Source organism: Novosphingobium pentaromativorans US6-1 (assembly GCF_000767465.1).
GTDB lineage: Bacteria > Pseudomonadota > Alphaproteobacteria > Sphingomonadales > Sphingomonadaceae > Novosphingobium > Novosphingobium pentaromativorans.
This window is the reverse complement of sequence record NZ_CP009293.1, coordinates 193,817-220,176: the sequence shown is the minus strand read 5'-3', so window position 1 is coordinate 220,176 and position 26,360 is coordinate 193,817. Positions and strand designations below refer to the sequence as shown.

Annotated in this window: 25 protein-coding genes and 1 pseudogene; 5 read left to right on the top strand and 21 right to left on the bottom strand. The window is 61.6% G+C overall.

All coding sequences use genetic code 11. The features are described from left to right. Window position 1 precedes the first annotated feature (1 nt). From JI59_RS22910 to JI59_RS22815, 20 genes are all read right to left on the bottom strand, one after another. The gene (locus tag JI59_RS22910) at window positions 2–2,812 is read right to left on the bottom strand and encodes a conjugal transfer protein TraG N-terminal domain-containing protein (protein WP_007015600.1); all 2,811 of its coding nucleotides are present in this window, start codon (window positions 2,810–2,812) and stop codon (window positions 2–4) included. Between the two features lie 16 nt (window positions 2,813–2,828). After that, a complete protein-coding gene (locus tag JI59_RS22905; RefSeq protein ID WP_007015601.1) occupies window positions 2,829–4,295 on the bottom strand; it encodes a conjugal transfer protein TraH in 1,467 nt (488 codons plus the stop codon). After that, the gene (locus JI59_RS22900) at window positions 4,295–5,113 is read right to left on the bottom strand and encodes a conjugal transfer protein TraF (protein WP_039858650.1); all 819 of its coding nucleotides are present in this window, start codon (window positions 5,111–5,113) and stop codon (window positions 4,295–4,297) included. The genes JI59_RS22905 and JI59_RS22900 overlap by 1 nt, the downstream gene beginning before the upstream one ends. Window positions 5,114–5,389: 276 nt before the next feature. Continuing rightward, the gene (locus JI59_RS22895; protein ID WP_007015603.1) at window positions 5,390–7,228 is read right to left on the bottom strand and encodes a conjugal transfer protein TraN; all 1,839 of its coding nucleotides are present in this window, start codon (window positions 7,226–7,228) and stop codon (window positions 5,390–5,392) included. Further along, window positions 7,225–7,971, bottom strand: coding sequence for a type-F conjugative transfer system pilin assembly protein TrbC (gene trbC / locus JI59_RS22890; protein WP_039858661.1), 747 nt, complete (start codon window positions 7,969–7,971; stop codon window positions 7,225–7,227). The genes JI59_RS22895 and trbC overlap by 4 nt, the downstream gene beginning before the upstream one ends. A gap of 10 nt (window positions 7,972–7,981) precedes the next feature. Continuing rightward, window positions 7,982–9,586, bottom strand: a complete 1,605-nt coding sequence (gene ltrA, locus JI59_RS22885; protein ID WP_138921578.1) for a group II intron reverse transcriptase/maturase — start codon at window positions 9,584–9,586, stop codon at window positions 7,982–7,984. A 612-nt stretch (window positions 9,587–10,198) separates the two neighbouring features. Further along, window positions 10,199–11,224 carry a conjugal transfer pilus assembly protein TraU gene (traU, locus tag JI59_RS22880; protein WP_007015605.1) on the bottom strand — a complete coding sequence of 342 codons (1,026 nt, stop codon included), beginning with the start codon at window positions 11,222–11,224 and terminating at the stop codon, window positions 10,199–10,201. Continuing rightward, entirely contained in the window at window positions 11,224–11,493 is a 270-nt protein-coding gene (locus JI59_RS22875) for a hypothetical protein (protein WP_039858671.1), read from the bottom strand. The genes traU and JI59_RS22875 overlap by 1 nt, the downstream gene beginning before the upstream one ends. Next, window positions 11,493–12,149 (bottom strand): type-F conjugative transfer system protein TraW, encoded by a 657-nt coding sequence (traW, locus tag JI59_RS22870; protein WP_039858665.1) that lies wholly within the window; start codon window positions 12,147–12,149, stop codon window positions 11,493–11,495. Before traW ends, JI59_RS22875 begins: the two co-directional genes overlap by 1 nt. Continuing rightward, a complete protein-coding gene (locus JI59_RS22865; RefSeq protein WP_041565055.1) occupies window positions 12,146–12,682 on the bottom strand; it encodes a S26 family signal peptidase in 537 nt (178 codons plus the stop codon). The genes traW and JI59_RS22865 overlap by 4 nt, the downstream gene beginning before the upstream one ends. Then, window positions 12,663–13,316: a type-F conjugative transfer system protein TrbI gene (locus tag JI59_RS22860; RefSeq protein WP_039858667.1), complete on the bottom strand. Its 654-nt coding sequence runs from the start codon at window positions 13,314–13,316 to the stop codon at window positions 12,663–12,665. The genes JI59_RS22865 and JI59_RS22860 overlap by 20 nt, the downstream gene beginning before the upstream one ends. After that, window positions 13,309–13,668: a hypothetical protein gene (locus JI59_RS22855; RefSeq protein ID WP_007015610.1), complete on the bottom strand. Its 360-nt coding sequence runs from the start codon at window positions 13,666–13,668 to the stop codon at window positions 13,309–13,311. Before JI59_RS22855 ends, JI59_RS22860 begins: the two co-directional genes overlap by 8 nt. Window positions 13,669–13,671: 3 nt before the next feature. Further along, complete coding sequence (traC, locus tag JI59_RS22850; RefSeq protein WP_007015611.1) at window positions 13,672–16,263, bottom strand: type IV secretion system protein TraC; 2,592 nt, start codon at window positions 16,261–16,263, stop codon at window positions 13,672–13,674. A 1-nt stretch (window position 16,264) separates the two neighbouring features. Continuing rightward, on the bottom strand, window positions 16,265–17,227 hold the full coding sequence (traV, locus tag JI59_RS22845) for a type IV conjugative transfer system lipoprotein TraV (protein WP_041565054.1): 963 nt from the start codon (window positions 17,225–17,227) through the stop codon (window positions 16,265–16,267). Further along, complete coding sequence (locus tag JI59_RS22840) at window positions 17,224–18,096, bottom strand: DsbC family protein (protein ID WP_039858677.1); 873 nt, start codon at window positions 18,094–18,096, stop codon at window positions 17,224–17,226. The genes traV and JI59_RS22840 overlap by 4 nt, the downstream gene beginning before the upstream one ends. Next, window positions 18,083–19,408, bottom strand: coding sequence for a TraB/VirB10 family protein (locus JI59_RS22835; protein ID WP_007015613.1), 1,326 nt, complete (start codon window positions 19,406–19,408; stop codon window positions 18,083–18,085). The genes JI59_RS22840 and JI59_RS22835 overlap by 14 nt, the downstream gene beginning before the upstream one ends. Window positions 19,409–19,412: 4 nt before the next feature. Continuing rightward, the gene (locus tag JI59_RS22830) at window positions 19,413–20,231 is read right to left on the bottom strand and encodes a type-F conjugative transfer system secretin TraK (protein WP_007015614.1); all 819 of its coding nucleotides are present in this window, start codon (window positions 20,229–20,231) and stop codon (window positions 19,413–19,415) included. Next, entirely contained in the window at window positions 20,228–20,794 is a 567-nt protein-coding gene (locus JI59_RS22825) for a type IV conjugative transfer system protein TraE (protein WP_039858680.1), read from the bottom strand. The genes JI59_RS22830 and JI59_RS22825 overlap by 4 nt, the downstream gene beginning before the upstream one ends. 1 nt (window position 20,795) lies before the next feature. After that, window positions 20,796–21,086, bottom strand: a complete 291-nt coding sequence (gene traL, locus JI59_RS22820) for a type IV conjugative transfer system protein TraL (protein ID WP_039858682.1) — start codon at window positions 21,084–21,086, stop codon at window positions 20,796–20,798. 59 nt (window positions 21,087–21,145) lie between these two features. Next, entirely contained in the window at window positions 21,146–21,466 is a 321-nt protein-coding gene (locus JI59_RS22815) for a TrbC/VirB2 family protein (RefSeq protein ID WP_039858685.1), read from the bottom strand. Between the two features lie 491 nt (window positions 21,467–21,957). Between JI59_RS22815 and JI59_RS27485 the strand changes: the two genes are divergently transcribed. Both JI59_RS27485 and JI59_RS22805 read left to right on the top strand, forming a co-directional pair. Then, on the top strand, window positions 21,958–22,278 hold the full coding sequence (locus tag JI59_RS27485) for a hypothetical protein (RefSeq protein WP_239000636.1): 321 nt from the start codon (window positions 21,958–21,960) through the stop codon (window positions 22,276–22,278). 152 nt (window positions 22,279–22,430) lie between these two features. After that, window positions 22,431–22,925 carry a helix-turn-helix domain-containing protein gene (locus JI59_RS22805; protein WP_039858688.1) on the top strand — a complete coding sequence of 165 codons (495 nt, stop codon included), beginning with the start codon at window positions 22,431–22,433 and terminating at the stop codon, window positions 22,923–22,925. Window positions 22,926–22,967: 42 nt separating this feature from the next. On the opposite strand, the gene JI59_RS27480 is transcribed toward JI59_RS22805, so the two are convergent. Continuing rightward, window positions 22,968–23,909: a lytic transglycosylase domain-containing protein gene (locus JI59_RS27480; protein WP_007015620.1), complete on the bottom strand. Its 942-nt coding sequence runs from the start codon at window positions 23,907–23,909 to the stop codon at window positions 22,968–22,970. A 137-nt stretch (window positions 23,910–24,046) separates the two neighbouring features. On the opposite strand from JI59_RS27480, the gene JI59_RS22795 reads away from it, so the two are divergent. From JI59_RS22795 to JI59_RS22790, 3 genes and pseudogenes are all read left to right on the top strand, one after another. Beyond that, on the top strand, window positions 24,047–25,354 hold the full coding sequence (locus JI59_RS22795; RefSeq protein WP_039858694.1) for a hypothetical protein: 1,308 nt from the start codon (window positions 24,047–24,049) through the stop codon (window positions 25,352–25,354). A 324-nt stretch (window positions 25,355–25,678) separates the two neighbouring features. Continuing rightward, window positions 25,679–25,846 (top strand): annotated as a pseudogene (locus JI59_RS28070) (helix-turn-helix domain-containing protein); the annotation flags it as partial. A 24-nt stretch (window positions 25,847–25,870) separates the two neighbouring features. Beyond that, window positions 25,871–26,266: a TetR-like C-terminal domain-containing protein gene (locus tag JI59_RS22790; RefSeq protein ID WP_007015623.1), complete on the top strand. Its 396-nt coding sequence runs from the start codon at window positions 25,871–25,873 to the stop codon at window positions 26,264–26,266. The last annotated feature ends 94 nt before the right edge of the window (window positions 26,267–26,360 follow it).

Sequence of the window (26,360 nt, the reverse complement as noted above, 5' to 3'; positions counted from 1 at the left end):
TTCATTCGCGAAGCTTGGGATCCTGGAAGAAGCCGCGATCATGATCGCGGTTCACTTCCTGCTGCAGATCAGCGGAACCCTGCACGCGCTGTCCGCGCATCGTCTGCGCCCCCGCCCGATCGCCACTGAGTTCGGTCTGGCCGGCCTCGATGATTGCAGCAGCTCCCACGTCGCCGCCACCCGATGGGCCGGGAGCCAGACGCCCAGGCCCGTGCGGCTGATAGGAAGCCCTGACGTCCGCCGCGCTCGAAACGCTCGGCCGGCTCACGTCGACAAGGTCCGGATCATGAAGACGGCCCGCGATCTCGGCTCGGATGCCGTCCTGCTTGTCGTGCATCCAGCGCGTGATCATTTCCTGTCGCACGAGCCGCTGTTGGTCGGTCAGATCGGTTGCCCAAAGCTCGGGCGCGTCGAGACCCGGATTCTCGACCTGCTGGCGTCGATACCATTGGGCGAGATCCTGGCTCAGATTCTCGCTGAGCTGCATGCCGTGCGTCTCCGCATAACTGGCGTCGCGCGACAGCTGCTGGGAGAGCTCCTCAAGGCGGCGGGCCGTTTCCGAATAGGATTTTGCCAGCGCCAGCGAGTCCTCGGTGCTCGCTGAAGCGGACGCTGTGGCCGATGCCCGGCTGAAGCTCCCGCTGCGCGAATAGGTTCCGTCAGACATCGAAGCGCCACTGCCGCTGGAATGTTCATCCCGCACCCCATTCGACGATGTGCTGGCATTGTCGCTACCGCGGGTCTCGTCCGTCCCATAGCGCAGTCCGTCGATCTGACTCCCAGATTTAGAGACGCTTCCGCCAATGCCCGGCATGCGTCCCAATATGCCGCCACGACCGCTTGTCTGACCCCCAGCTTGGCGACCACCAACATTGGCTGTGATAGACCCCATGACTTGGTCGTTGGTCTGCGCTTGGCGGTCATGTCCCTGCGTTATCCGTTGGCCTTGGGAAATCGTATCGCGCTCCTCGAGACCCTGCGAGCTGCTCCCCGTCCGCCGGTCGAATTGATCGACCGACGTGTTCGCCTGACGGCCGCTGCTTGAATCCCAGCCCGATGAACGCTCCGTCGAGGTGCCAAAGGCGCTGCGATTGGCATGCGTGGCGGTCAGGACCTCGGCCGCGGCATTCTCATAGGCCTGCGCCTGCCGGTGCGCCTCACTGGCCATTTCCCGCCATTCAGCCACCGAACCTGTGGTCATTGTCGGCGTGAAGCCGAGACGCGAGATCGCGCCGGAGGTGTCGAATACCTCCTGGCCATTGCCGAAGCCCGTGACCATTGCCCCGTTGTCCTGCCGCCATCCGACACTGGGTGCGCCGCCCATATAGCTCGGTGCCGTGGTCCACTGGTCGGCTTGGCGCATGTTCGAGGTCGAATTTGCCCAGCTCACATTGCCATAGGCGTAATTGCCGGTTGTCTGCTCGAGCGCGGCGGCCTCCGCCGCATTCTGTGCCGGCGCCAGCATCGACATGGAATGCCCCGCGATCGACATTGCGCCGCGTGCGAGACCTGCGGCAAGGAAGGGCACGCTCATGAGCATAAAGCCAGCGATCGTCGCTGTCTCGCCATTGACCGCGCCAATCCCGGCATAACTCGCCAGCGTCACGCCGCCGCCCGCGACGCCTGTCGCAGCCGAGGTTGCGCGAGTCATACAGATCATATGCAGGATGACGTAGAGCGGACCCCAGGCGGCAAGATAGAAGAACCCCATGGTGTAGCCCTTGAGCGAGCTCAGGCCCGTTTGCGGCATCAGGAACAGCGGAAAGATCACCGGGAACATGGCGAAGAAGACGACAGTCAGCACGATGTTCAGAATCGGCACCCAAGCCATCGCCTGCTGCGCAATGGAATTGTAAGTGTTGCGCGCCTGCATGTCCGCACGGGTTTGCGCGAAGGTGTCGATCGAGGCCGCGCCAGCACCGCCCGCCATGCTGTTACGCGCCTGCATGAAGGCGTTGATTGCCGTATTCTGCCGCATCACCTCGGCGTAGCTCGTGCTCGCGCCGGTAAAGGCCGCGCTGATGATCGGCACGTCCTGCTTGAGCTTGTCGGCCGCCAGCGCATTGCTGAGCTTGGGGTAGGTCTCCTTGCCCCAGAGCGGCGTATTGGCCTCAATCATTGGGCCCCATTGTGCATCGAGCGCCTGATAGGCTTGCCGGCAAGTGATGATGTAACTGTTGACCGTCCCGTCGCCCTGACGCTCGAGCCATTGCTGCGAACGTGCTTCGGCCCCCGGTCCAATCGCGGCCCATAGGTCGGTAGCCTTCGCCAGATTGGTCAGCGACTTCCGGTAAAGCATGACGTCGCCGAACAGGCAGTTCTTGAAATGGTTCTCAAGGTTCGTTGAGAACTCCGCATCACGGATGACAAAATTGCGCGTGGCGTCGAACAGCCGTGCGCCATAGACCATGCCGTTGGTAGAGTAGTTGAGTTCGCTCGGCATGACGAAAACCGTCTCGGCGGTCCGGGTGAGCCAGTCGCCGACCTGCGTCGTGAAACTGGCGAGGATACCCAGGCCCATGGGAACATTGTCCACGGTAGCTGGCGCCAGACTCGGGTTGAGCCGATCGGTGACCTTGATGTCGACCGTGGGTACCATCAGGCAGAGATAGATTGCGGTCGCCTGCAGGAACCAGTTCATCCACGCTTTGTAGTTGAGCGTGAAGGCGACCACGAGCAACGAGTAGATGAGACCCATGACCATGACGACGCGGATGAGAGAACGATAGCCCCCTCCTCCCGACCAGGCCGCGACCGCATTGAAGATGTTGACGAGATACTCGCCGCCGCCAACCGTAAAAACCTCAAGCATCGCCCTGCCCCCACGCCTAGTTCAGTCCCTGAGCGTTGAGCCCGCGCGAGAAGTTGAGTGCCGCCGCCATCCCCGGTGTCATCGAGTTCTGCAGCGTTGATTCCAACATGACGCTGCGGTTGATGATCTGCATGGTAACCTGCAGCTTGTTGGTCAGTTTGACATCGCGCTGGCTGAACTTTGCACGCGTCGCCGCAATCTGCTGCTTCCACTGCGCCGCGGTTTCCTGATCGAAGGTCTGATAGTGGACTTTCGCCTGCTCGACCCGATCGAGCATGTTGTCGAGCATGGCCGATAGAAGATCGACGGCGACGATTTCGGAGAGCGTTTCGATCTCGCCTTGGGTAAGTGCGTAGTGGGCATAGGCCTGGACGGCGAGGATCTTGTAGATGGGGACCGTGGCAAGGTTCAGGAGTTGTTTCTCTGCTGCATCAAGCGGCGTGTCTGCGCGAATCTTGTCGCTCATCGACCGGATCATCGTTGCGATCCGCGGCCGTAAGGCCATGGATGCCGGCACGCTCAGCGTCTGTTCGCCGACATCGTAACAGTTCTGGTCGTTGCAGCGCAAGATCTTGACCGGCGGGGCGTCTGCGGTGCCGTCGAGAAGTGCAGTGACCACGGCTTCTTCAGCCGGTCCGAACATCACAACCTTCCCACCCACACTGGGATCGGTCGACGGCGTCGTCACCACGGTGCCGACCAAAGTCATGACATATTCCGAGAATGTCTGGTCGAAGGCTCCGAACTTTGCCGACTTCCTCAGCGCCTCCCACGTGTAGTTGTGGGGCTCACCCACCAGCTGGTCCTTCATGGAGGCATCGGTGTTGCCGGCAATCGTCGAATCCCGGCGGTTGCCGTTGTTGCAGCCTTGGCGTGCTGCAGCCCAGTCGGAGAACACGCCCTGGCTGTTGCCGACGGCCTCGCAGATCGTCGCGCGGGTCGTTTCCATCTGGGGCCAGATTCCGCCGACAAGTGCTTGCGCGGTCTCGCAGCTCGAAATATTCATCTGGTTGAGGAGCTGGGCCTTCTGGCTGAATTCGTCCATGACTTTGCCGATCTCAGGCGAAACGGAATCGATCGCCAGTTTGAAAGCAAAACCGAGCGCATTGTTGGCGGTGGCCTTCAGCATCGCGATGATCTCGGACGCGTTGATGAAGGAGAAGCTGCCGCTGAAAAGGTCGATGCCCCCGCAGCCCGCCCGGGCGCTCGGCAGCTGCAGATTGAACGGCTGTACGCTCTTCTGCGGAAACCGCGTCCAAACATTACCGAGAGAATAGTAGCCTGCCGACTGGCCCTGAAAGGCCGAAGGGCCGGTCACATTAGCGGCGCCGCCGGCCTCCGAGAAGAAATTGTTCATCTCGGAGGCGACATCCGCCCGCGCCGTACCGATGAGAGCCAGGTTAGCGGCGGCGATCAGCCCGGCCCAGCCTGCCGTGCCGCGAAGAACCCGGTGCAAAATGCCTTTGCGGCGAAGCTGTGCCATCAGTAATCGCTCCCTACCTTGGTGTTGGTGAGCGCGAAAATGCGATCCATAATCTCATCGGCGCTCAGGATGCCGTAGCCCACGGGAATGGTCCGCTTGGTCATCGTGTCAAAGAGAATGAGAGCAGGCGTTTCGTTGCCCGGCACGCCCATGCGCGCCCGCTGTCCCGCGTCGACGACATAGTTCGGGAAATCGCGGCTCGGGCCTCCGTCCATCGATACGGCCATCACAGCCATGCGGTGGCTGTCCGCAACCGACCTGAGAATCGGCGAGAACAGATCGCAAGCGCCGCAGCTCTGCGCAAAGAAGTAGAACAAGCCATAGCGTTGACCGAGATTGGTGAGGACGGCGTCGCGATCAGCCTTCCGGTTGTCGAGCCAGGCGCGTTTGCCGACGGTGGAGACCGGCCGCTGCAGCGTGTAGTCGAGGTCGGGATTTTGCCAAAGCGCTCGCTGCCAGGTGTCCGAAAAGGTCGACGCTCGGTCGAGCTGCTCACGCTGGAAGCGGACATAGGCGATCACATTCTCCTCGCTGGGATCGAGGATGGCGCGAGCCTTCAATTCGTCGAGTTCGCGCGTGATTGCGCTCATGCGATCGACGGCGCTCTGCTGTGGCGGTGAGCTTTGCGTATCCTCCGCTTTCGGCCTGGGCTTTGCACAGTAGAACCACTGACCGAGCTTTCGCTCGCCGCAGTAGAAATCGTCTGGCCGGCCCTCCTCAATGACATCGCGTGAAGACGCAGCGTCTTGCGCGATGAGCGGCGTCGCCGCGCTCACCGACAAGGCAATGAACAACGAAAGTCTAGCGATCGTTAGCATCACTTTTCGTCCTTTCATCGGCCGGGGCGGATTGCGCGGAAGAGTGAGTGGGAGGCGCGAACGCTGCCACGTCTTCGCTGGCTGCGAAGCGGGCGCAGCAATCTGGGACAGTTGCGGGAGGCTTGCCGCAGTGGTGGGGCAGCCCCGCAGCCGTTGGTTGCAGGATGAGTGACGCGAGGAAGGTGGACAGTTGGGAAAGGGGGAACGGCATGGTCTGTTTCCTCGCCTGGTGCACCGGATTGCTGCCCCGCCGTAAGGAGATGCGGTCGACTCATCTCACTTGCCGCGCAGGTCATAATAGTCCTGAATCTTCTGCTGGATCTGGGTCATCGTCTCGACCTCGTCGGGAAGCCGCGCTGCATCTACGAACTCGGCGTACACCTCCGTAAAATCCATGATCGACAGATCGAGCTGGGAGAATTCGTCGATGGTGAAGCCGAGGCACTGCTCGCGCTTTGGCGCACCCCACGGCCTTCCGAGCTGGATGCGGCCCTGCTCCTGGAGAATACGGCTGAGCTTGCTCTCGAAACAGCAATAGGCCGTGCGCTTGGTCTTGCAGATGCCAAGGAAGCTCGAGGAACAATAGGTCCCGACTTTGTGACAGAAACCCATGCGATCCCGAATGTCGAGCTTCATCTCATCCTGGGAACAGGCGAAAAGCGTCAGGAAGGGGGTCGCGAGTGCCGCGAGTGCTGCGGGCCCGCCTGCCAATGCCGCGGCACCCGCCCCTACCGTCAGAACACCCGAGACCTTGCCCGCACAGCAGTTGATGAGGCCGAAGACGGGTTTTTGGCAGGTTTCCCTGTTGCCCTTGAAAACCGTGAAATTGGTCTCGTCGAACTCCTTGCCTGCCTGATCAATCGAGCGGAGTGCGACGAGCGCATCCTTGAACTCGGTCGAGGCTTCGCGCACGATCGGCTCGCAGTCGCCATTGATGCAATAGACATCGTTGCCGCAGATATATTGGGGCGTCTCCGCTGATGTTCCGCCCGGCGTCGGGCAACGATAAACCCTCTCCTCGACCTTGCAGGGACCGCCGTCGGGCTCATCATCGAGGCATTCGGTTCTCAGGAAGGTGCAACCCGCATTGGCTTCGAGCGCAGTGCAATCATTCGCCGGCGCTAACCTGTTGCACAGATAATCCCGCTTCCACGCCCAGCATGCCTCGGTAACCGGAACACCATCAAAAACCCTCGTTTCAGGGCCCTCAGTGCAGATGTCACCGGCGGACTGGAGCGTACACATGTCGTCACCTTCGAGACCACCGCATGTGTCGACCTTCTTTGTGATGACGGTGCTCGCGCTGCTTTTCGTGTGCCATGATGCGCCCGTTTTCGGGCTCACCTCCATAGCAATCGCAAGGTTCGCCGTGCACTCATACTCAGTGGCGTTGTAGCCGTTGCAATATTTGTTGTCGGGCCATGGCCAGCCATAGTCGAGATGTGCGGCGCAGGCGCGCTTTATTACTCCCGTTGGCTTGCAGACACCTGATGAGATGTAGGGTGCAGCGGTGGCGGAGCGTGCGAACGGCGTGCCGTAGGCGCTGTCCGGCACAACATAATAATTATAGCTTTCCACCGTGCTGACTTCGGGCATCATCCTTATCGAACAGCTTGCCGGATTCTCCACTACCTTGGTGCCGCTATTGCAGGTCGCTTCATAGGAACCCTGCGTCCCCGATCCGGGAGGTAAAGGCGTACAAGTGCCAGATTCACCCGCAAATTCCTCGCCGGCGAGGTAAGTCGATGGATCGTCCTCGACCGATGTAGCGCGCGCTGTCGTCGCCCGAATTTCTGCATTGCTGAACGTGGGCCGGGTCCGCTCAGCGTCGGTGGCAATACGATATTGCTCGTTGCTCGATTTTGAGGATTGGGCCGCGGCTTCGAGGCGTTCTGGACTGTCGAAATAGGAGCCTTCAGGAAGGGACGTACCCGCGTAGCCGGGAACCGCTTCGGCCTGGGCATTGGTTGTCGGCACCAGCGTGTCGTTCTGTCTGGCGTCGTTACCCATGGCTTTGCCTTGCTGGCGCGCCTCCTCAAGCGTCATCTGCGCCGATGCGGGTGATATCGCGCTTGCCCAAGCTAGTGCGGCGAGCAAGAGGACAGCCGCCTTCACGGCAGAGCCTTGCGTAAGTTGGCAAGCCCGATCGCAGCGACGCGGGCGCCGGGGCCATTGCCTTCGACGAAGCTGTCCAAGGCGTATTCGACAGTGACATTGCCGACGATGCGATCATAGGGCGGCACGACCGTTCGGCACGAAAAGCCGGCGCAGAGATTGAAATCCGACGACACCGCAACATAGGTTGGGACCGCTTGCACATCGAACGCGCGGAATAACCGTGGGTCGATACCTACGTTTGCGAAGTCGTCTTGGCGGTCGACGATCTTTCCCAAACGGCTCGCGAATTGCTTCATAGAATTGTTGGGAAAGCCGCGAAAGACGACGACCCCGCCGGCTCTGGCGGTATCGGTGATCAGCTTCTTGAGCGACTGCGGCGGCATCGACAAGCTGGCAAACACGATGAACTGCGGGGCCTCTCCCTTACCGGCCTCCAGATTCGACGAGGCCCCCTGGACGATCTCGTCGAAATCGATCGGGCCCGCCGGCCCCTTGGGAAGCTCGGTCTTAGACACCTGCCGCATGTTCGCGGTGCCCCCTTCATGCACAGAGGTTGCATCTTCGCGGAATGAAGAGCCTCTGTCCTTCACCTGGTTGACGAAGGCTTCCGCATCCGCTTGCAAATCCGCCGAGCGCTGCTTGATTGCCTGGATGTCGATGCCGTCAACAGTCTGTGCCAGCAGCGCCGAGACGCTGGCGACTGCAATGATGGTGGCAGTAACCAATAGATAGCGTCGCATCATCCCCTCCCTACAGTAGAGTAAGACGTGGGCGCTGCGGCGTGTCTCCACGCCCAGTTTCCCACGCCTTCTCTCCGAACCGGACGTGCACCTTTCGTTGTGCATCCGGCTCTCCAGAAGCCTTGGCGTACTCGGGTTTCTTCATCCATTTGAGATCGAACCTCCGAACTGGCACGTAGCTCATCAAGAATTGCTCCGTGCTGCCTTCAGCCCAGACCTTGCTGCCCGGATGGGCGATGCCCGGCCTGCGCCACGATGCGATTTTCCTCCCGGGGACACGTTTGTGCTTGGCCCGCAGCCACAGCCAGAGACGTTGCCGCACATGCCAGTCGAGACTGGCGAAGATCGACTTCGCCCCCACGCAGTAGCGGTAGTAGGCAGACCACCCGCGAAGGTATGGATTGAGTTCCTGAAGCATGGCCTTGAGCGAACGCCGAAGCGTCTGCCGTCGGGCCAGTTGATTTACCCGTATCCTGAATCCGTTGATCGGCTCGCGCGGGATTTCGATGCGGGCGTGCAGCCCGAACCGCTTGTCCCATTTGAGCCTCACGCGGCATCCAAGGAATCGACAGCCCTCGGTCAGCGCGGTGATGCGCGTCTTCTCGGGCGAGAGCGTCAGACCCATCGCTTCGTGCAGGTAGGTTGCCAGCGCCTGCTTTTCGGCAAGAGCGTCAGCTTCCGTTCCCGACACGAAGATCAGGAAGTCATCGGCATAGCGGACGGGATAGAAGACCGGTCGCCCGGCCTTGCGATCCTTGTCGCGCCTGATTGCCGCCAGCCTTATCCCATCGGATTTCAGCTGTGGGTCCTCGGGGCGTTTTACCCAGTCCCGATACCGTTCCTCGATCACGCCAAGCGCGATGTTGGCCAGCAGCGGTGAGAGCACTCCACCTTGCGGCGTGCCGGTGTCTGTCGGGCTGTACGAAACATCCTCGAGAACCCCGGCCTTGAGGAACTGCACGAGCAACCGGTTCACCTTGCGGTCCGCGACGCCGTGGCGCACGCGTTCCATCAGCGGGTGATGTCCGATATTGTCGAAGCAGCCCTCAATGTCGCCTTCGATTACCCATTGGTACGGCGCTTTGTGTCGGCGACCGTCAGCCGCAGGTCTGCCCCGCGACTGGATGGTCACACGGATATGTTCAAGGCAGGCCTGACTGCCCCGTCCGGGCCGGAACCCGTAAGAGACTGGCCAGAACCGGGCCTCGAAGATCGGCTCCAGTACTTGCTTGACCGCGCACTGCACCACGCGATCCTTGACTGTAGGGATACCGAGGGGTCGGAACTTCCCCGGTTTGCCCGGCTTGGCGATCCATTTCCTGCGTGCAGGGGACGGGCGGTAGCCGCCCGACCGAAGCTCCTCGCGAAGCTTCCGCAGAAATTCCATGGCACCAATACCGGATGCAATTCTCGCTACGGTCTCCCCGTCGACTCCCGGAGTGCGCTTGCCGCGATTACCGGCAATCGTTTTCCAGGCCATCTGCAGATTGCGGGGATCGGTTACCCAATTCCACAAGTCGCAGTATGGTTCTTCGGGGTGTTCCCGACTCCACTGGTAGAGCTTTCGCTGAACGCCGAGGAGCCAGACCTGTGCGGCCTGATTACCAGAGTCCACTGGTAGTTCCTCCGTCATGACAGCCCACCGGCTTCCTGCCTGCCTTCGCCATGTGGACGGCTTTCCCGCCCTCGGACTACTACGCAGGCTCCGCCCCACCAGCGCCCATCCCCGGTCTCCGCGGATAGCCTGCTCCGAAGCAGGCGGGCGATGATGGTTCCCGTGTTCCGACGATCAACCTTGGACCCGTAGGTGCGACGCTTAACCCCTTGCGGCTCGGGCGTGCGGACAAGAAAGGACGACCCGCACACGAGTGCTCTGCGAGCACCCACCAGAAGGCAGCGCAACACGCCAACCGGTTCACACCGCGATTTCCCCACCCCGTCAGGTGATCGGGAGTTCAACTGTAAATAAAGAGGCTTCAGACACGTCATTCGCTTGTATCTCACCATAGATCCTGTGGTAGCCCGGCCTGCGGCTGACGGGCCGCATCCGGTACAGTTCAGGTCTCCTGCTCTGAGGCCGACCGCCGGAACGCGGCAAACCTTGGAGACCCCCTTCCGCCCCGACTCCTTCCGCCGGGTGGGGTGGCATCGCAGCCACCGGTCATTCGTCAGCAAGACGATGAAAGGATATGTTGTTGTATTACATACATATTTCCTTTCTGCGCCGTCACGGCGCTCGCACGCAACAGTTGCGCTTGCGCCAGACGAGGTAGCCCATGTCTTCACCGGCAGCGGGAAAGGCCCGACCCGCATCCGGCGGCATAGTCGATGCTCCGATCGCCGAGCAGGCAAAGCGACCGCTCACGGTGGGGATCGGGTTGGTCATCTGGAACCGGTATTGCTGCTTGCGCATGATCGGCATCAGGTACTTCTTGCACAGGCCGGCCGAGCCCATCGTGCCCCAGGCAAGTGCCTGGCGGTGCATCTTGTAGGCGAAGCGCGACAGTGCGAGCCGCGAGGACTGGACATGCCCGATCGAGGACGGGATGTTCCCGTTCAAGGGATACATGCTGCCTTGGCAGCCGGCGCACCAGAACAGCGGATCGAGCGGAAGATGGACTGTCCCAGCGATGCAGTCTCCGGCGCAGGCGGCCTGGGCGATGGGATTGGCGAAGATGATCGCCTCGGGATTGATCAGCGCCGCAAGGGAGTCGTCCTGCCAAAGCGGGTCAACCTCGGTCATATAGGCGATGTCGAACGAGGCCTGCTCGAAACAGACGAAGTCGGTCAAGATCTCCATCCAGTAAAGCAGCGGATAGATATACCAGTGCACGTGCCACTTGGCGGTGCTTTGCGACCGACCGCCGACCATTGAAGGGCCGGCGAGATAGCCCTGGCCGATATCGAAGCCGGGAGCGATGCGGATCCCGCCCAGATTGGGAAAGCACCACGGCTTCATCGTCACATCAGCCAGCCGCGCAGGCTCCCAGAATCCCACCGAAATGCCGATGCGCGGCAAGGGATCAGCGCAGGCGCAGATCGGCGAAGCCGGGTTGGGGGTATCGGGGCGGCCGCTCGGCCATATCTTGAGCCCGCCCACCGATAGCGGGAACAGGCACGACCAGCAGACGTCGGTGATCGGATTGACGAACTTGCCGTTGCAGGTCGGCCCGGCAGCCTGGGCCGACTGTGGCAGGGCGATCGCGCCAAGCATCAGCAATATGGCAGCCCCGATCGAACGAAGCAGATGCATCACTGGCCCTCCTCGAATGCCCGGAGGTAGCTCGTGTCGGCACGATGCTTCCGGCGCAGATAGATGAGCGTCGTGAGCAGGGTCGTAGCGAGCAGCACCGCGATCATGCAGGGCGCCGCGCGGCCGATCAGCGCGCGCAACGGGCTAAGACCCGCGATGCTCGCCGCGAGCGACAGGCAAAGAAGCTGCCAAATGAAGCGCAGTCGCTTCAGGCCCGCTGTCTCGGGCGCCGCCATTGGCGTTCGCAGCATGTCCAGCCAGAGCGGCATCATCCCGGGCTCCCTGACTTGATGACCATTTCCGTAACACGCATCACCTTGCCGGCTTGGCTGACGATAGCGGGAGTGTGCTCGATGCCGAACGTGCTGGTGAGCCTGCCTTCCTGATCGAAATAGAAGCGCCGCTTCTTCGCCGTCATCTGCTCGATCGGCGAACCGTTGACGAAGATGATTTTGGCGTTGAGATCGGTGTAGCGCGCTGTCGCCCAAGCCAGCTGATCTGTGTTGTCGCCGTCTATGAAGACGAGGTCCTGTCGGATCGCGACGAAGTCGAGCGGATTGACCTTCTGACCCGCTGCGGCGATGAGATTGCCCTTCTGGTCGCGAATATCGCGCTCGATGGCGACGGTCGGATCATAGTCCCAGCTCCGGGCTATCCGCGCCGGCGTGAGCCCTTCGACAGGCTTGGGACGACGAACCTTGGCTTCCACTCGCTTGGCAAACACCTCATTCATTCGTGTCAGTTCGCCGCTTGCCTCTGCCCGGCGGAGCCGGGCCTCGATAGTTGCAAGCAGGTCGGGCTCGATTATCGGGAAGGCCTGCCCCGCTTGCCCATAATCCTTCGCCTCTCCGCGCATGGGACCCAGCAGCAGCGCGGCCGCGACGAGCGTCACGACCCCAGCGGCTCCGCCCAGAGCGGCCCTCACAGGACCGGCTCCCCGGTTCCAATGATCTGGCGCCTGCAGACGAAGCCAATCTCCGCATAGCGGCTATCGAAACCGTCCTTGTGAGGCGTGCCCACGAAATAGCAGCCGGGCGGCACCGATCCCGTTGCGCCGGGGGTCAGTGGTTCGCCGAGCCTGGTCACGGCCTTCATGCGCGCCACGCGGGTGCCGTTGATCGTAACGTCGGGTCCGGAATGTCCGACCATGTCCCCCGGCAGGCCGTAGACGATCTTGCCGAACATCTTTGGCCGCACGCCGAAATGGCGGCTTAAGAGCGCGCTCTGCGGAGGGTCGAAAAATACGTAGTCGCCCTTTGCCGGCATCTGGCCGCGGCGGATGAGGAACGCCCAGTTCGGGAGCGAGTGCGAGGTGTTGATCAGGAAGAGATGGCCATCCCGCCAGTCGCCTATCGCCCCCAACGTCACGCTTCCGGCCACGAATGTGCCGAACAGGAGCCAGAGCCTCGGGTTCGGGCGCCACCGGCGCGCAGGCGTGTTATTGACTACCGTTGTCATCGCCGCCTCCGAAGGTTGAGACCGATGCCGTTGGCGGCGCATATTGCTGACTGGCCATCGGCTCCCCAGTCTGGGGCATCGGCGCGGCCGCCATGGGATCGACAGTGCCCATCGGGACCATTGACTGCGCTGGCAAAGCAGCTTGCGGCTGCGCTGCCATCATCGCCTGCTGCTCCAGCTGCTGAAGCTCCGCAGCCGACGCCTGCTTGGGACGGGTCACGCCCGCGGCGTAAACCGCTTCCCGGAGTTTGTCGGTGATGTCGGGGACGTTCTTCGTCAGGACCGCTTCGCCGACGAGGACGATCTGACCACTTGCGCTTCTGCGCTGGAGCTCGGTGTCGAGCGATGCCATGAACCTGCGCATCTCCGTCTCGACCTGAGCGGGCGGCGACGCGGAGCGCGCCTGCGCTTGGACATATTCGCCGACGATCGATGAAAGGCGCGCCGATACGATGCGATCCTGCTTGGGTGTCACCAGCGACCTGGTCACCCACATGCCCCAGACCAGCGCGACAAGTACCACGAGGCCTGTCAGGATCTGGGGCCGTGTAAAGCCGGCAAAGACCATTGGCCGTCGCCGCGACGGGGACGGCGCCGCAGGCGCCGGTAGATCGAGCTCGGGCTGTTCAGCCATGGTCGTGACTCCCGTTGGCCAGCGCTGGCGGAAGGATCCTGTGACGCCGAAGGACAATCAGGCCGGCTGCCAGGATGAGATGCGCGGCGACAAAGATGTGCTTGAACGAAGCAACCCGGTCAGGGCTCGCGGCGATGTAGCGGCTAGTCAGGTTGCCGAGTTGAATCATGAAACCGTCGAGCGAGAAGCCGCCAAGGGCGAGGAAGAAAAGCGCGAACAGGCCCCAGGTGAGCAGCAGCGTCGTTACGATGAAGCCGACAAGGTGCAGATAGAAATAAAGGAGGGTGCGCCCATCGGGCAGCCGTCGCCGGTTGGTTCGCGCAATAGGGGGCTGCGAGGTTCTAGTGGCCATGACTCACTCCGCAGCTTCAGCCAGGCCAGTGTCGGCATGGACTGCCCATTTCTCCGGATTATCGGGAAATGCGATCCGCTCGATCGCCTCATCCATGGAGTGTCCCTGAGCGACAAGGCTCTCGATCGCCGCATAGACAGTAGGGCTCGACGAATAGACCGCAGCCGAGAAGGGATCGAGCACCAGGCGGCCGACTGCAAGAGTCTCCGGTCCCTTGATCAAGATGTCCGAATATTCGCGGCCGTTGATCTTCAGGGAACGGAGCAGCGCATCCGTATGGTCGTCCATCTCGAAGCGGTCGTGCTTCTTGAAGTCGGCGATCGTCTCGGGTTTCTGCTGAAGGATGACGAACCAGTCTGAGTTCTCGAGCGCGGCGATCGAGCCCGCCGACTTATAGTAGTCGTTGAGCGACTGGGTCGCGGTCACCAGCGAAGCGCCATATTTGCGACAGGTGCGCGCATAGGTCTCAATGAAGTCCGCCATGGCCCCGCCGCGCAGCATCTGCCAGGCCTCATCAAGCAGCAATGCCTTGGGTATCGCGCGATCGACCTTGCGCATCATCTGCTGCGACATGAACATAATCGCCGTCAGCACCACGCTCCTGAGTTCCTCACGCGACGACAGGTCCGAAAGCTCAAAGACGGTGAGCTGGGCAGAAAGCTCGAAGGACACCTCGCCTTGGAAGAAGCGGCCATAGGTGCCGCCCGAAGAGAAGGGGCGCATGGCGATGCCCAGGTCCATGGCAAGGCCGTTGCCAGTCGCATCGAGCGCCACGATCACGTCGTCGATCGAGCCTTTACGTCCCTTGGCTTCCCAGACGCTGTTGACCGCGCCGTCGATCAGACCGCGCTCAGTGTCGTTGAGCCGGTCGATGTGCCGTGACATCTGGTTCACGATGGCCTTGAGCATCGCCATGCAGTCGAGGAGATAGTCCTCGTCTGTCCCGGCCAGCTCCTCGTCGATCATGCTGAACGGATTGAGGCAGAAGCCCGAGGCGATCGTGAACTCCACGAACGCCCCGCCCTGCAGCTTGGCCGAATGTTCGAACGAGCGACCATCGTCGATCACGACGACGCGCGCGCCGGCGCCGCAAAGCGAAGCGCAGAGCTCCTGGAGCGTGACCGACTTCCCGGACCCGGATTTGCCAAACACTGCGACATTGTGGTTGCCCGCAGCGTTCTCGAAAGGCGACCAGAAGAAAGGCTGGCCACGCCGACCGATGAGCATCAGGTGGGGAATCTGACCGCCGAGGAACTCGCCCTGAATGGGCGCGAGATTGGCGGCAGTCGTCGTGAGCAGTGTACGCATGCGCTTCATGCGGTCGAGATCGCGCGAGAGCCCGTTGGCCATTGTCATCGGCATCGCGCACAGGAGGCCCATGATCTGCAGATACCGGTCGTCGAGCAGATCCCAGCCCGCCGCGCGGTAAACCGATTTCAGAACTCGTTCGTTGGCGTCGCCCCTGCCCTTGGGCGAGAACGAGGTCACGCTGAAGAAGACGCGAACGAGCTTGCGGCCCTGCCGAAGTTCATCGTTCACGTAGCGCCATTCCTGCGACTGATCGCGCAACTGGGGCAGGAAGCGAGCGGACTTTGAATCGGCAAGGCTCGTCGTCCGCATGAACTTGAATCCGGCCTTGTTCGTCAATGCCTGAGGATCGGGGAATTCGACGCATAAATTGGTCGCCACCGGGCAGGGCATCCTTAGCTTGTCGGTGAACAGGTCGCCGATGAGGCGTGCGACGTCCCATGGCGCCCAGCGCGTCGGAAGGTTCCGGACCGAAAAGGACCGCACGTCGAAGACATCCGGTAGGATCTCGCCGATCTCGGGCGCATCATCGACCGTGTTGCCGGTTGGCCGGAAGCGCTCAGTGCGCAGCAGCATCCGATCGGGCTCAATATGCAGCTCGACGTCACGACGGATCGCCTGGTTGGCGATCGGGTCGAGCGGGTTGTAGTTCACCACATCCTCGCCCGCCGCCGTCGTCGGTGAAGTGATGTCGTCGACCCAGCCAATAAGGTCGGTCGGATCCATCTTGCGTGCCGAGACATTGATCGACGCGAGCGCCGAGATCAGCCCGTCCATCACCGCGGTAATCTCCTCGACCGACACGTTCGAGGCCTCAGGCGTCGAGTAGGAGATCGCCACGCGGTGATGGCGGAGCGAAAAAGGCGCATCCGCCGACAACGATCGCCAGACACCGTCGGTCAGGAAATCGATCCGGTGCTTGGCCATGCGCTCGTAAACGCCCCGCGCAGAGTAGCGCGGCAGGTACCACTTCGACAGGCGCTCGCCCACGCGCGGGCTCATCCATTGATGGAATTGGAGGCAGCCCGGCGCCGGAATCGCTTCAGACAGAAACTGAGTAAGGATCTCGCCCGTGCGCTCATCGGCGCCGATGAGCGGCGCGGCTTCGATGACGAAGCCGCGCGACGCGCTGTTGTAGAAAATCCCGGTCTTGGCGTCGTAGCTGCGATAGGGCAGCCAGTGCGCCAGCATGGGCACGCCCAGTTCCGGCCGTCCGGCGTCCGGGCGCTTGGCGTCGCCAAGGATGCCGGAAAGCAGGTTCTCGAAGAGACCACCCCCGCCCGGCATATCAGTTGTCCTCGGATACAGTTGCGGGGAAATTCCCGGCCTTGACCGTTACGCCCTTCGGTGCCGGCTCCGCGCCGTTCTCGGCCGCTGCTGCATCCCGCGCGCTCTTGGCGACGCCCGCTGCAACACCTTGATAGGCGGGATCGGCCTTGACGCGATTGACAGCCGCCACGCCTTCTGCGGAAGGCACAGACCTGCTGCCCGCGGCTCCGCCAGCCGGTGCGGAGCTGACTGGCGATGTCCCTGAGGGGATAGCGGGTGTCGAAGCAGGAGGCGCATCGGCAGCAGGCTGCCCCGTCCCCGCCTCCGGCGCTGATGAACTCCGCAGCTTGGGTGCCAGGCGCGCAGCGACATCCGCCTTGATCGCGCCGACCGGATCCGCGGCGCGCGCGCGGGCGGCCGCAACTGCGGCAGGGTCGGGGAGCTGGGGATCGATCGCGGCGAGACCGCCAGGTGGGTCGACACGGTCGACTGCCTCGGCGAAAGATTCTTGCCGGACCGGCAATGCAGCGGTGGGACGGCCGGAAGCCGGCCCGGTTTGCATAAACGCCTGCTGCCAATCGCCGCTCGCTACGACAGCATGGACGGCGCTGGCCTCATGGAGATGACCGCGCTCATCGATATAGGGTTGGAAAACGATGCGAAGGACCTTTTCGTGCGTGCGTGCCGGATCGCTGGCCGCCATTCGCAGCGGTTGCGAGGCGGAGGCGCGATGAATCCGATCAGGCGTCCGCTGCTCGAAGCTGCCAGCCGGCGACGCCTGGCCATCGGATGCATCTCCGGAGATCATCGCCAGCGCGCGATCATCGATGTTGGAGCTCGGTGCGCAGATTCCATCAGGGGCGGAGCAGGAGAAGCTGCCTTTGACGTTACCGCCGAAGGTTGCACAGCCGGCAAGGGTTAGCAGGCTCACAAGCCCGGCCGACGCAGCGAGACGGCGACGACAGTGGGCGTAAGCGCTCACGACTGCTTCTCCCCAAGCCACTGTTCGAGAAAGGCGCGGGGCCGATAGCCCTCGATGACAGCGCCGTCGCCGCGAACGATTACCGGTGTGCCGTTGAGGCCGTGGCGTTGCGCGAACGCCTCATTCGCGTCGAGCCCCGAGGTGTTGCAGGCAGGGCCCGCCTTTAGCGGTTCTCCTGCATAGGCTGCGTGGAGTGCCGCTTCGCGGTTTTTTGCGCAATAGACGCGATCCGCGACGTCTCGGCTCCCCAGCACAGAGATCGGGCGCTCGACCACCCTGACGTTCATCTCCTTGAGTACAGCGGTGAGCGCTCGGCAATAGCCGCAGCGGAAATCGGTGAAGACGGTCACCGTTTGTCCCGACGGATTTCCCCAGACGATGGCGCCATCCTGGGGCAGGCTGGACAGCGAGAGCTTGCGCGCTTTGGCGGGAGCCGCCGGCATTGCCTGCCGGGTCGCCGCCGCAGCGATACTTTGTGGCGTGCCTTCCTCGCCGTCTGCAGCACCGGCGTTCGCTCGAGCCGCGGAGCCGACGAGCATGTCGGGATTCATCTCAAGGAGCCGAGCGGCAGTGATGTCCTGGCGCGTCTGCATGTCATAGACCCGCCCGATCACGAGATAGCGGGCGGCGCTGTCGACATAGAAGAGATTGTCGCCGGCGGTGATTTCGCACAGCCCGCCGATCTTGCCGCAGTCGATCGCGCTGATGGCGGTTTTCGGCAGCCGTGTCTTCAGCAAGGAGCGCACCCGATCCTCGGGGCGGTTGGTGTCGGCGGCAAGCGCGATACCGGCGATACCGAGTCCAACGACGGTCGCGACCACAAGCCTTGACGGCCGCGAGAGGACACGAAAACGATCAATTGCGGACATAAACACCCTCCAGGAAGACGATTTCGACATCCACACCGGTCGGCATTTCGATGACCGGCTGATATTGCTCGGCGCGCTCGATCAGATATTTCGAGATCATGTCGCCAGATTGGGCCATGCCTTGCCCAAATCCTCCTTCGAGGATTTCCCCGGCCGACAGCTGGTTGCGCTGACCGTTCGTGCTTATGTTGGTTCCACGAAAGACACTGTTCGCATTCGCCGAAAAGCCGCGGCCGAAGCCACCCGCGAGTCCGGCAATGAACGCCTGCGTCACGAGTGAGCCTTCGCGCGACACCACCCGTCCTCGGACGCCAGTCTTACCACCAAAAGCGATGAAGCCCTTCACCTCCGAAACGGCATAGCGGCCGCCGGGCTGCGGACAGGTCATCTTCTGCAGCTTCACGTAGACCTTCTCGCTCGACAACTCTCCGCGGGCAGCGCCGTTGACAAGGCAACCTTCGATCTTGGTCGTGAGAAGGCGGCCATTTTGATACACGGACCGTGCCGGACCGGTGACACGCAGTACGACGGGGAGCGGATCGGTCTGGCTGTTCACGCCCGCACTTGCATCGACGCCGACGATGACTTTTGCGCGCGCGAAGCTGTTAGGCGGCAGGTAATTGACACTGTCGGTATAGACGGTGTTGCCCTTGGCCACCCGTGTCGCATTGCCGGTGTCCGCGGTCGAGAAATTGACGAGCTTGACCTCGCTCGCTGATCGCAACGGCCCGGCTGCTGCCCCTCCGCCCGCGGCATCTGGCCGCTGGTAGGCCTGCGGTCCATTGGGGCCGTACAATGCCGCTGGTCCCGGCGCTGGCGCGGCGGGGGCCCTGTGTTCGTTGACCTGGCGCCGCAGCTGCTCGTTTTCGGCTTGGTAGGCGGACAGAACACGCTGCCCGTCGGCCTGCATCGCCTGGTTTTGGCCCTTCAGCGTCTCGACCTGCGCGGTCAGCATCTCAAGCCGGCGGTTCTGACCGTCGATTGACTTCAATTGATTTTCTGTCGATTGGAAGCGGTTCTCTGAAAGCGCCATCCACTCTTGTTGGGAGAGGTTGCGGTTGACGAGATCCTTGGTCGAGACGGTGACCTCTTCCACTCCGTCCTCGCCCAGCATCTTCTTGTCCTCGTTGCCGCCGAAGATCCAGAAGGACGACAGGATCAGTCCGCCGCCCGCAACACCAGCGAGGAGCAAGCGCTGCTTTTTTCGAACGGCCTCGTTTGCTGCCAGATCGCTCGAGAGCGGCGAGACGCCTTCCTCGGATCCTCCATCGAGAGGGGGACGCTTGCGATTGAAGAAATCGGAAAGGGCCATGTCCTCACCTTTGTGTCTGGGCGTATTGGCCGTTCTGGGAAACGAGGTAGGCCGTCGTGACCTTCCCTGGGGCGAGCTTGTTCTCCGCGACCGACACCGCCAGTGCGCTCGCCGGCGCCACCATGGCTTCGGTGAGCTCGACCAGCTGATCGCCCTTGTTTTCGATGCGTAGCACCCTGCCGGTGAGGTCCGACCCGCGATACTCCGCGATCATCTGGACCTTGAGCGTGCCGACGAAGACGGGTCGTAAGGCGCGCTGGCGCATCTCGTAACCATCGGCAACGGCGTTGGAATACATGGCCTGGACCAGCTCGACCGCGGCGTCCCTGGGCGCGAGCTTCTGAGCCGGTCCGTTCTCGGCCGCCTTTTCGTTGGCGATCGCAGGGTTCGAGACAAAGACCTGCGCGGCCTGCTCGCCGCTGATCCGGCAGACGAACTTGTAAACGTAGCCGCGCTTGCTCGTGGCGAAAAAGGACAGCGCCGGCCGGGCAAATCCGTCGGGCACCGAGAGATAAATGTCGCCGCGGACGGGCTCATTGACCACCGAGAAGTCGTCCATCGGATTGCCCGTCGAGATCTTCGAGACCGACGCGAACTCGTCCTCGACGAGACTGATACGTGTCAAATCCTTTGCGGACGCCATGCAGTCGACCTGTGCGCTGTCCGAAGCCATGACAGTTTGATCCGCCCATGCCGGATCGGCCACCAAAAGCACTGCGAACGCGACCAGTCCGGCACCGAGACCGCGGCTCAGCACACAGTCGACACGCGACAGGAAGACGGTACCGGCAGCAGCGCTGCCGATTGCGAAGACCGACATCATTTGTCCTTCCCCTCTTCGGCCGTCACCATCCCGAAACCGATGAGTTTCAGCGACAGGCCGGAATATTCCCAGTCGTACCGGAAGGTCCGACGCTCGTTGGAGATCACCTTGTTGCCGACGATCGTGTGCAGGCTGCCGGTGACCTCCGAGCGGAGTTTGCTGGTGTCGAGCCCCATCTTCTCGATTGTGAAGAACTGGGAAATCGACGATCCGCGCTGCTCATTGACGATCTTGAGCAGGTCGGCCTTGATCTTGCCCTGCATGCGCGGGCTCGTGATATCGAGGACGGCGTTCATCCAGTATTCGAGGTTCTGGGGGCTGCGGTCGAGCGTCAGCACGACCGTGTCGCGCGTAACCATCTCGAGATATTCGCGGCTGACTCCGGCCGAGCTGACTGTGAGAGGCGAGCGCAGGATCGGTTGCAGGACGACCTCCCGGTCGCGTGACACAACGAAGATCAACAGCAGCAGCGTCAACGCGCAGAGCCCGGCGGCCGCGATCGCCAGGATATTCCGCTGCCGTAGGATCCGCTGGCTGTTCGAATGGCTGTACGAGAGTTCCATATCACCCCGCCATCAATCGAAGGAACGAGGGTGGCGTGGCTCTCAGGCCGGTGAACCCGGCCGGGAGATACCAATAGGCCAAGTGAAGAAGCCACGACGTCGCCCGACCTGCCTTAGCCTTTCTGAGACCCCACCAGCCCGCACCCGAAAGCGCTATGCCAATGAGGATGTGCTGAGACAGGATCCCCCAGGCGAAGGGTATGACCATCGCTAGGAACTCATCCAGGGTCCACAGCCCGATCAGCTCGGGATCATCCAGATGCGTTGGGATGACGTACTTGTCCGCAGCCATTGCACCACCCTCTCCTTTGGATCGGCCGAAGCTGCTACTCCGACCGATCACCGGGACTGTCAGATCGTCGCCGTGACGGTCGAGGTGACGATCGGGATACCGGTGCCGGCGCCAACGCCCACGCCGACGGGGATGGCGATCTGACCCATCGAGAAACGACCTGAGGCGAGCGCGACGATGCCGCCGGCGAGACTGAGGACGGTGATGATCTTGCCGCCCGAGCCCTCGAGGAAGTCGGTGAACTTGGTCAGCGCGGTGTTGAAGGTCGTGTCGGCGCCGGCGAATGCCGGTGCGGCGAACCAGAAAAAGGCGAACAGCAGCGCCGCGAGCACGAGGCCCACCAGTTCCGCGCGCCTGCTCTCTTTTACGACAGAGTGCATGATGGGATTTCCTTCACATGAAGACGCGACGGATCCGCGCCCATGGAAAAGCTGGGCTATCGGTTCGGGCGGTCGCAACCGAGCACGCGATCGCTCGCCGCGAATCGCAAAGTTTTTTTCGTTTCCCTGCTCATCGGCTGGATTATCGGGGCGGCTTGCCCCGATATGCGGGACACCTTGCCCCGGTTTTCGGGGCAATCTGCCCGAGGTGACGGGGCAGCGTGCCCCGCAATTGCGGACAAGCCTCTTTCACGATAGATTCGTTGGGGGTAAACCTGTCAGATATTAACCATTGCCTGTTCATTATCCTGCTAAGGCAACCGACCATAACCGGGCTCAAATGAACCAGGGCAATTCAGGACGTGGGCTCTATGGGCGCTGACTCACGAGGCTATACACTCGACATTTCCGAACCCCTCTTTCGTCTCACGACCGAGAGTCTTCGACTTCGCTCGAATGAGACGAAGTGCTTTCAAACTCTCGATGACCTCGTGAACAGTCGCGTTCCGGGCATAGAAAAGATCGATGATGAGGACGCGAAGAATATCCGGCAGCACTTGGTTGCGCTACCAACAGACGGATCGATCCGAATAAACCTGTTAATTACTGAAACAAGTGCGGAGAATCTTGTTCGAGTTCGAAATCTTCTTGAAACGAGACTTGCGACAAATATTTCTGTTGGGGACGCTTTATCCGCGCTGCTTTTCGATTACGTCGTTCAGCAGAAGGCTGCGAGCGTGATCGCAAAGCTGGAACTCGACGGATCCGGTCAACCTCGTTCCAACGGGTCTGGGGACGACCCCCGCAGTTAAAACTGCCCATTAACCGGATGTTAGCTAACCCCCTGGCGCCGATCTGGCGCTAACTGGGGGGTTGCATTGGCTATTCCGCTATGATTTCTTTCCTCATCCGTACTGCGCTGGGGGATCATATGTCGTCTCATGCCAAGGTAGGGGCGTAAGTTGTGGAGGTCGCCGACAGCGATGAGCTCGGAGGGGACTATGTCCCCCTGATCCTCACGACTATGGCCGAAATGAAAGATACGCAACGCAAGCTGGCGGTGCGTACTGGCATCAGCAAGTCCAGACTGGGCGCCTTGCTGCACGGCGATCCTGGCAAGCGCTCGACTATGACTCTTCCAGAGTTCGAACGAATACTGCATGCTCTCGACATGAATTTGGTTCACGCATACGTCTGCCTGAAAGCCTTCAAAGATCTCGATGCCTACCACCGGCGATGCTACTCAGGCGTTGTCTTCATGCTGTGCGACATATGCGTCGGAGCACCCCAGAAGATGATCCCTGTGCTCGAGGCACTTGGCGGAATTGATGGAACAGAGGTCAGGCACAGTTGGAGTCCAGCGTTTCAGAACTCCTTCATCAAGAAAGTCGCCGAAGAAATCGAAGCGATCCATGAACGCAGGGATCGCCTCTCCAAGCTCGACGATTTTCACCTGTAACCCAGATGTGACGTGATTCACCGCGATCAGAAACTGACCGAGCTAGAACGTCGAGACCGCAGCTCTCCTTCCGGTCTTCAGACCGGGCTGCGCATAGGAGGCTGTCTCACCCGATACGATGGTCGCCTGCCGACCGACACCACTCAGTCGCGACCAGTTGAGCAGCACATTATCAACATAGGCCTGGGTCTCCGCGATCGGCGGGATGCGTCCATTACGGACCCGTCCAGGCCCGGCATTATATGCTGCCAGCGCCAGATGGTAGTGGCCGAACCGATCAAGCTGCTCGCGCAAATATCTTGCTCCTCCCCGCAGATTTCCTTCAACACTGTAGCGATTGACGCCGAGCGAAATCGCGGTTGCCGGCATGAGTTGGGTGAGCCCGAATGCGTTCTTGGGCGAATAGACATCGGGCTGGTACTGGCTTTCGCGAATGATCATGGCATCGAACAAGCCGACCGGAATTCCGTATTCGCAAGCTATGTTACTCATTATTCCGAAATAGCTGGCACGGCGCGACTCCGCATCCAATCTCAGGAAGCCCGTCGGTCTGTAGGGCGCAAGCGAACACCCTGGGACGTAGCGCGCGGCGGCCGACGCATAGACAGCTCCGCCGCGCATCCAGGGCGGCACGGGAATGAACGCCGCCGGAAGAACAGATACTCCGACAGGAGAGACGAGCGGCTGCGCGATGCCGACGTACGCGAAGGGATCGCCGTCCGAGGCGTCCTGCGCCTCGGGGCCAGCCGCAAAGCTGGCGCCCATCTGATGTTCGACCCACCGCCGACTGAGATCGTGGACGCGAAATTGCGAGGCCAACTCGGCGGTATCCAGGAGTGGGGGAGCTTCCGCGGCCACGGTTCCGCGAACGGACGTCGTATCGGGCTGCGCTGGCGCCCCCATGACGATGAGTTGAACGCTGCGGGCCGTCGGCGCGGGAGGGGATGCAGCCGCCGCACCAGCGCCCAACGCCACCGCCAGCACCCCAACGGCCGTCAAATTCGATCGCATAATGACCTCCCAACTAACCAACGGGAAAAGTGGAGATCACCCGATCCTTCCTTGTCAATCCATCACCCGGACGAGGAGGCGGCCGCAATCAACCCGTCATCCAGACCGTCATGTGGTTGATTGCGCGGCACAGCAACGGCTGTGGCGCAGGCAGAATTCCGCTGCCTGCGCCAGTGCGGGATGCACTCGTACGCTGGTATGTGGGTGCGGGCTCGCGCGGTGACGAAGAGGCTGGCATCATGCTTGTCCAGCAGGCGCGGATTGGCGAGAAATGGATAGCGTGTGACTGCCTCCCGCCTGGCGAAGCACCGCCTATCCTGACGCCTGCCTTCCTGTCTGAAGCCGAAACCTATTATCTGCGTCGTCTCACGAGCACCAACCGGCCGGAACACCAGCCCGATTGCCCGTTTTTCCGCGATCAGGCGACCAACCGCATCACCGAGGTGCGGACGCAGGAAAGTCCGGCCGAGCCGCCAACGGGCTATTTCGAGGTCTTGCGGCCCGCGCCTGAAAAACTTGCCCAGCGACCGGAAGAGGATACCACCGACGACCGGACCAGGCAGGCGTCAATTCCCCGCTTAGCACGTCTCTTATGGCGACTGCTTAATCTCTCGGGGCTCAATCGCTGCCCGCCCCTCTTCGAAGAGCGGCCGGAACGCTCGATCGGCGAAGAGTTCAAGTTGTTGGCGACCGCTGCCGGCAAAGTCGAAATCGCCCCTGGCATCGAACTGGGGAGAGCCTTCTGGACACATGCGCATGCGCTTCAGAGCAAGCGTGTCTACGCTCGCCTGCGTGAACTCGCCCGCTCCTGGCCTCGCGGCCACGCGCCACAAGCGTTTCTCGCTCTATTCGCTCAAGAGTTCCGGGGCTCAACGATCCACGTCGCCGGGAGCGATCCCGTCGTTCTCGCCAACCGGGTCAAGTCGCCTTCGATACGTGGCAACCCGGTCAAGGGGCCCTATCTGGCGATCGTGGTCGCCGGCGAATATCCCGAAGCCCATGGCTATGCGCCGCTTCGCGGCTATGCCCAGCCCATCTATTCGGGCAACAGGTTCATACCGGTCGATTCAGAATTTGAGCGCAGCGTGCTGCGCGAGCTTATCAAGCTACGCGCGTCGTTCGATCGCATCGGGATTGATCTGGCTCTTGAGAAGCCCGTCTTCGACACCCTCACCCCGATCGGCTCCTGCCGCCCGGATTTCATTCTTGAGGCGCGGTCGCGCGACTCCGGCGAGGTCCGGACGATCATCGTCGAGGCGATGGGATCCACGGATGAGGTCTATATGGCTGCGAAGGCCGTCACACATCCACGGATGGAGCAAATCGCCCCCGTCATACGGGTATGGCCTGGCGATGTAGACCAGCGGAAAGTTCCGGATCTGATTAGAAAAGGTTTCGCAATCGACACATCGTTATAGAGCAGGATCGCATTGTCTGGCCTTCCGAAGCTCGGCGACAACGACCGTCATTGGTTCACGAAAGTGACGATTGCGCCTTAGCCAGCGCCTGCAATAAGCACTGCATCAGTGCCTCCAAGAATGTCATCTGTTCCCTGAATGCCGATCCAACAAAGCAAGCAGCCCGGTGATATGCTGGATTCGATCTGAGCGCGAGGCTGCGCGCCTTGCGATGTGAGGTCGAGCATCGACATGGAAACCGCCTCAGATAAGATGCGTTCATGTACCCAATGGCTGCCATATGAGCTCAAGATGCGCGGTCGCATCTGATATAAGGACAGGTACATGCCTGAACGGAGACGAGGAGCAGACCTGGAAGGTGCTATCCTTGATGCAGCTTGGGCGGAGTTAAACGCACATGGCTATGCCGGGCTAACGATGGACGCAGTGGCGACGCGAGCAGGTACCAGCCGGCCGGTACTAGCCCGCCGTTGGGACGGACGGGCAGCGCTTGTAATCGCTGCCATTCGGCGCCGTATGGCCAATTACCCCGTCAACGTTCCCGATCGCGGCGATGTGCGCGTGGAGCTCAACGAGATGTTCGACCTAGCCGCCAAACGCGCAGCGGCGATGGCGGCGGCATTTACACTCTTTTCGACGGAATACTCGCGCAGCAAGGGCAAGGCGCCCAACGATCTTCGTGCGATGCTATCGTACGACGAGCCTGATATCTTGGCGCTAATTCTTGAACGCGGCGTGGCGCGGGGGGAGATTGATGCCGGCAGACTAACCCCGCCGATCGCTCACCTCTTGCCTGATCTCTTCCGGCATCATGTGCTGATGACCTGGTCGGCGCCAGACGCGGATCTTCGTACCGCGTGGATCGACACCATTTTCCTACCCCTAGTCGGTGCGGAAAAAGCTTGCTTCTGAAGCATAAGATGCAGCTGAAAGTTAATTCGCTTCACGTCGCCGTTCATGCCCTTATCTTCCTTTACAGCAGCCTGCACATCTTGACCCCGAACGG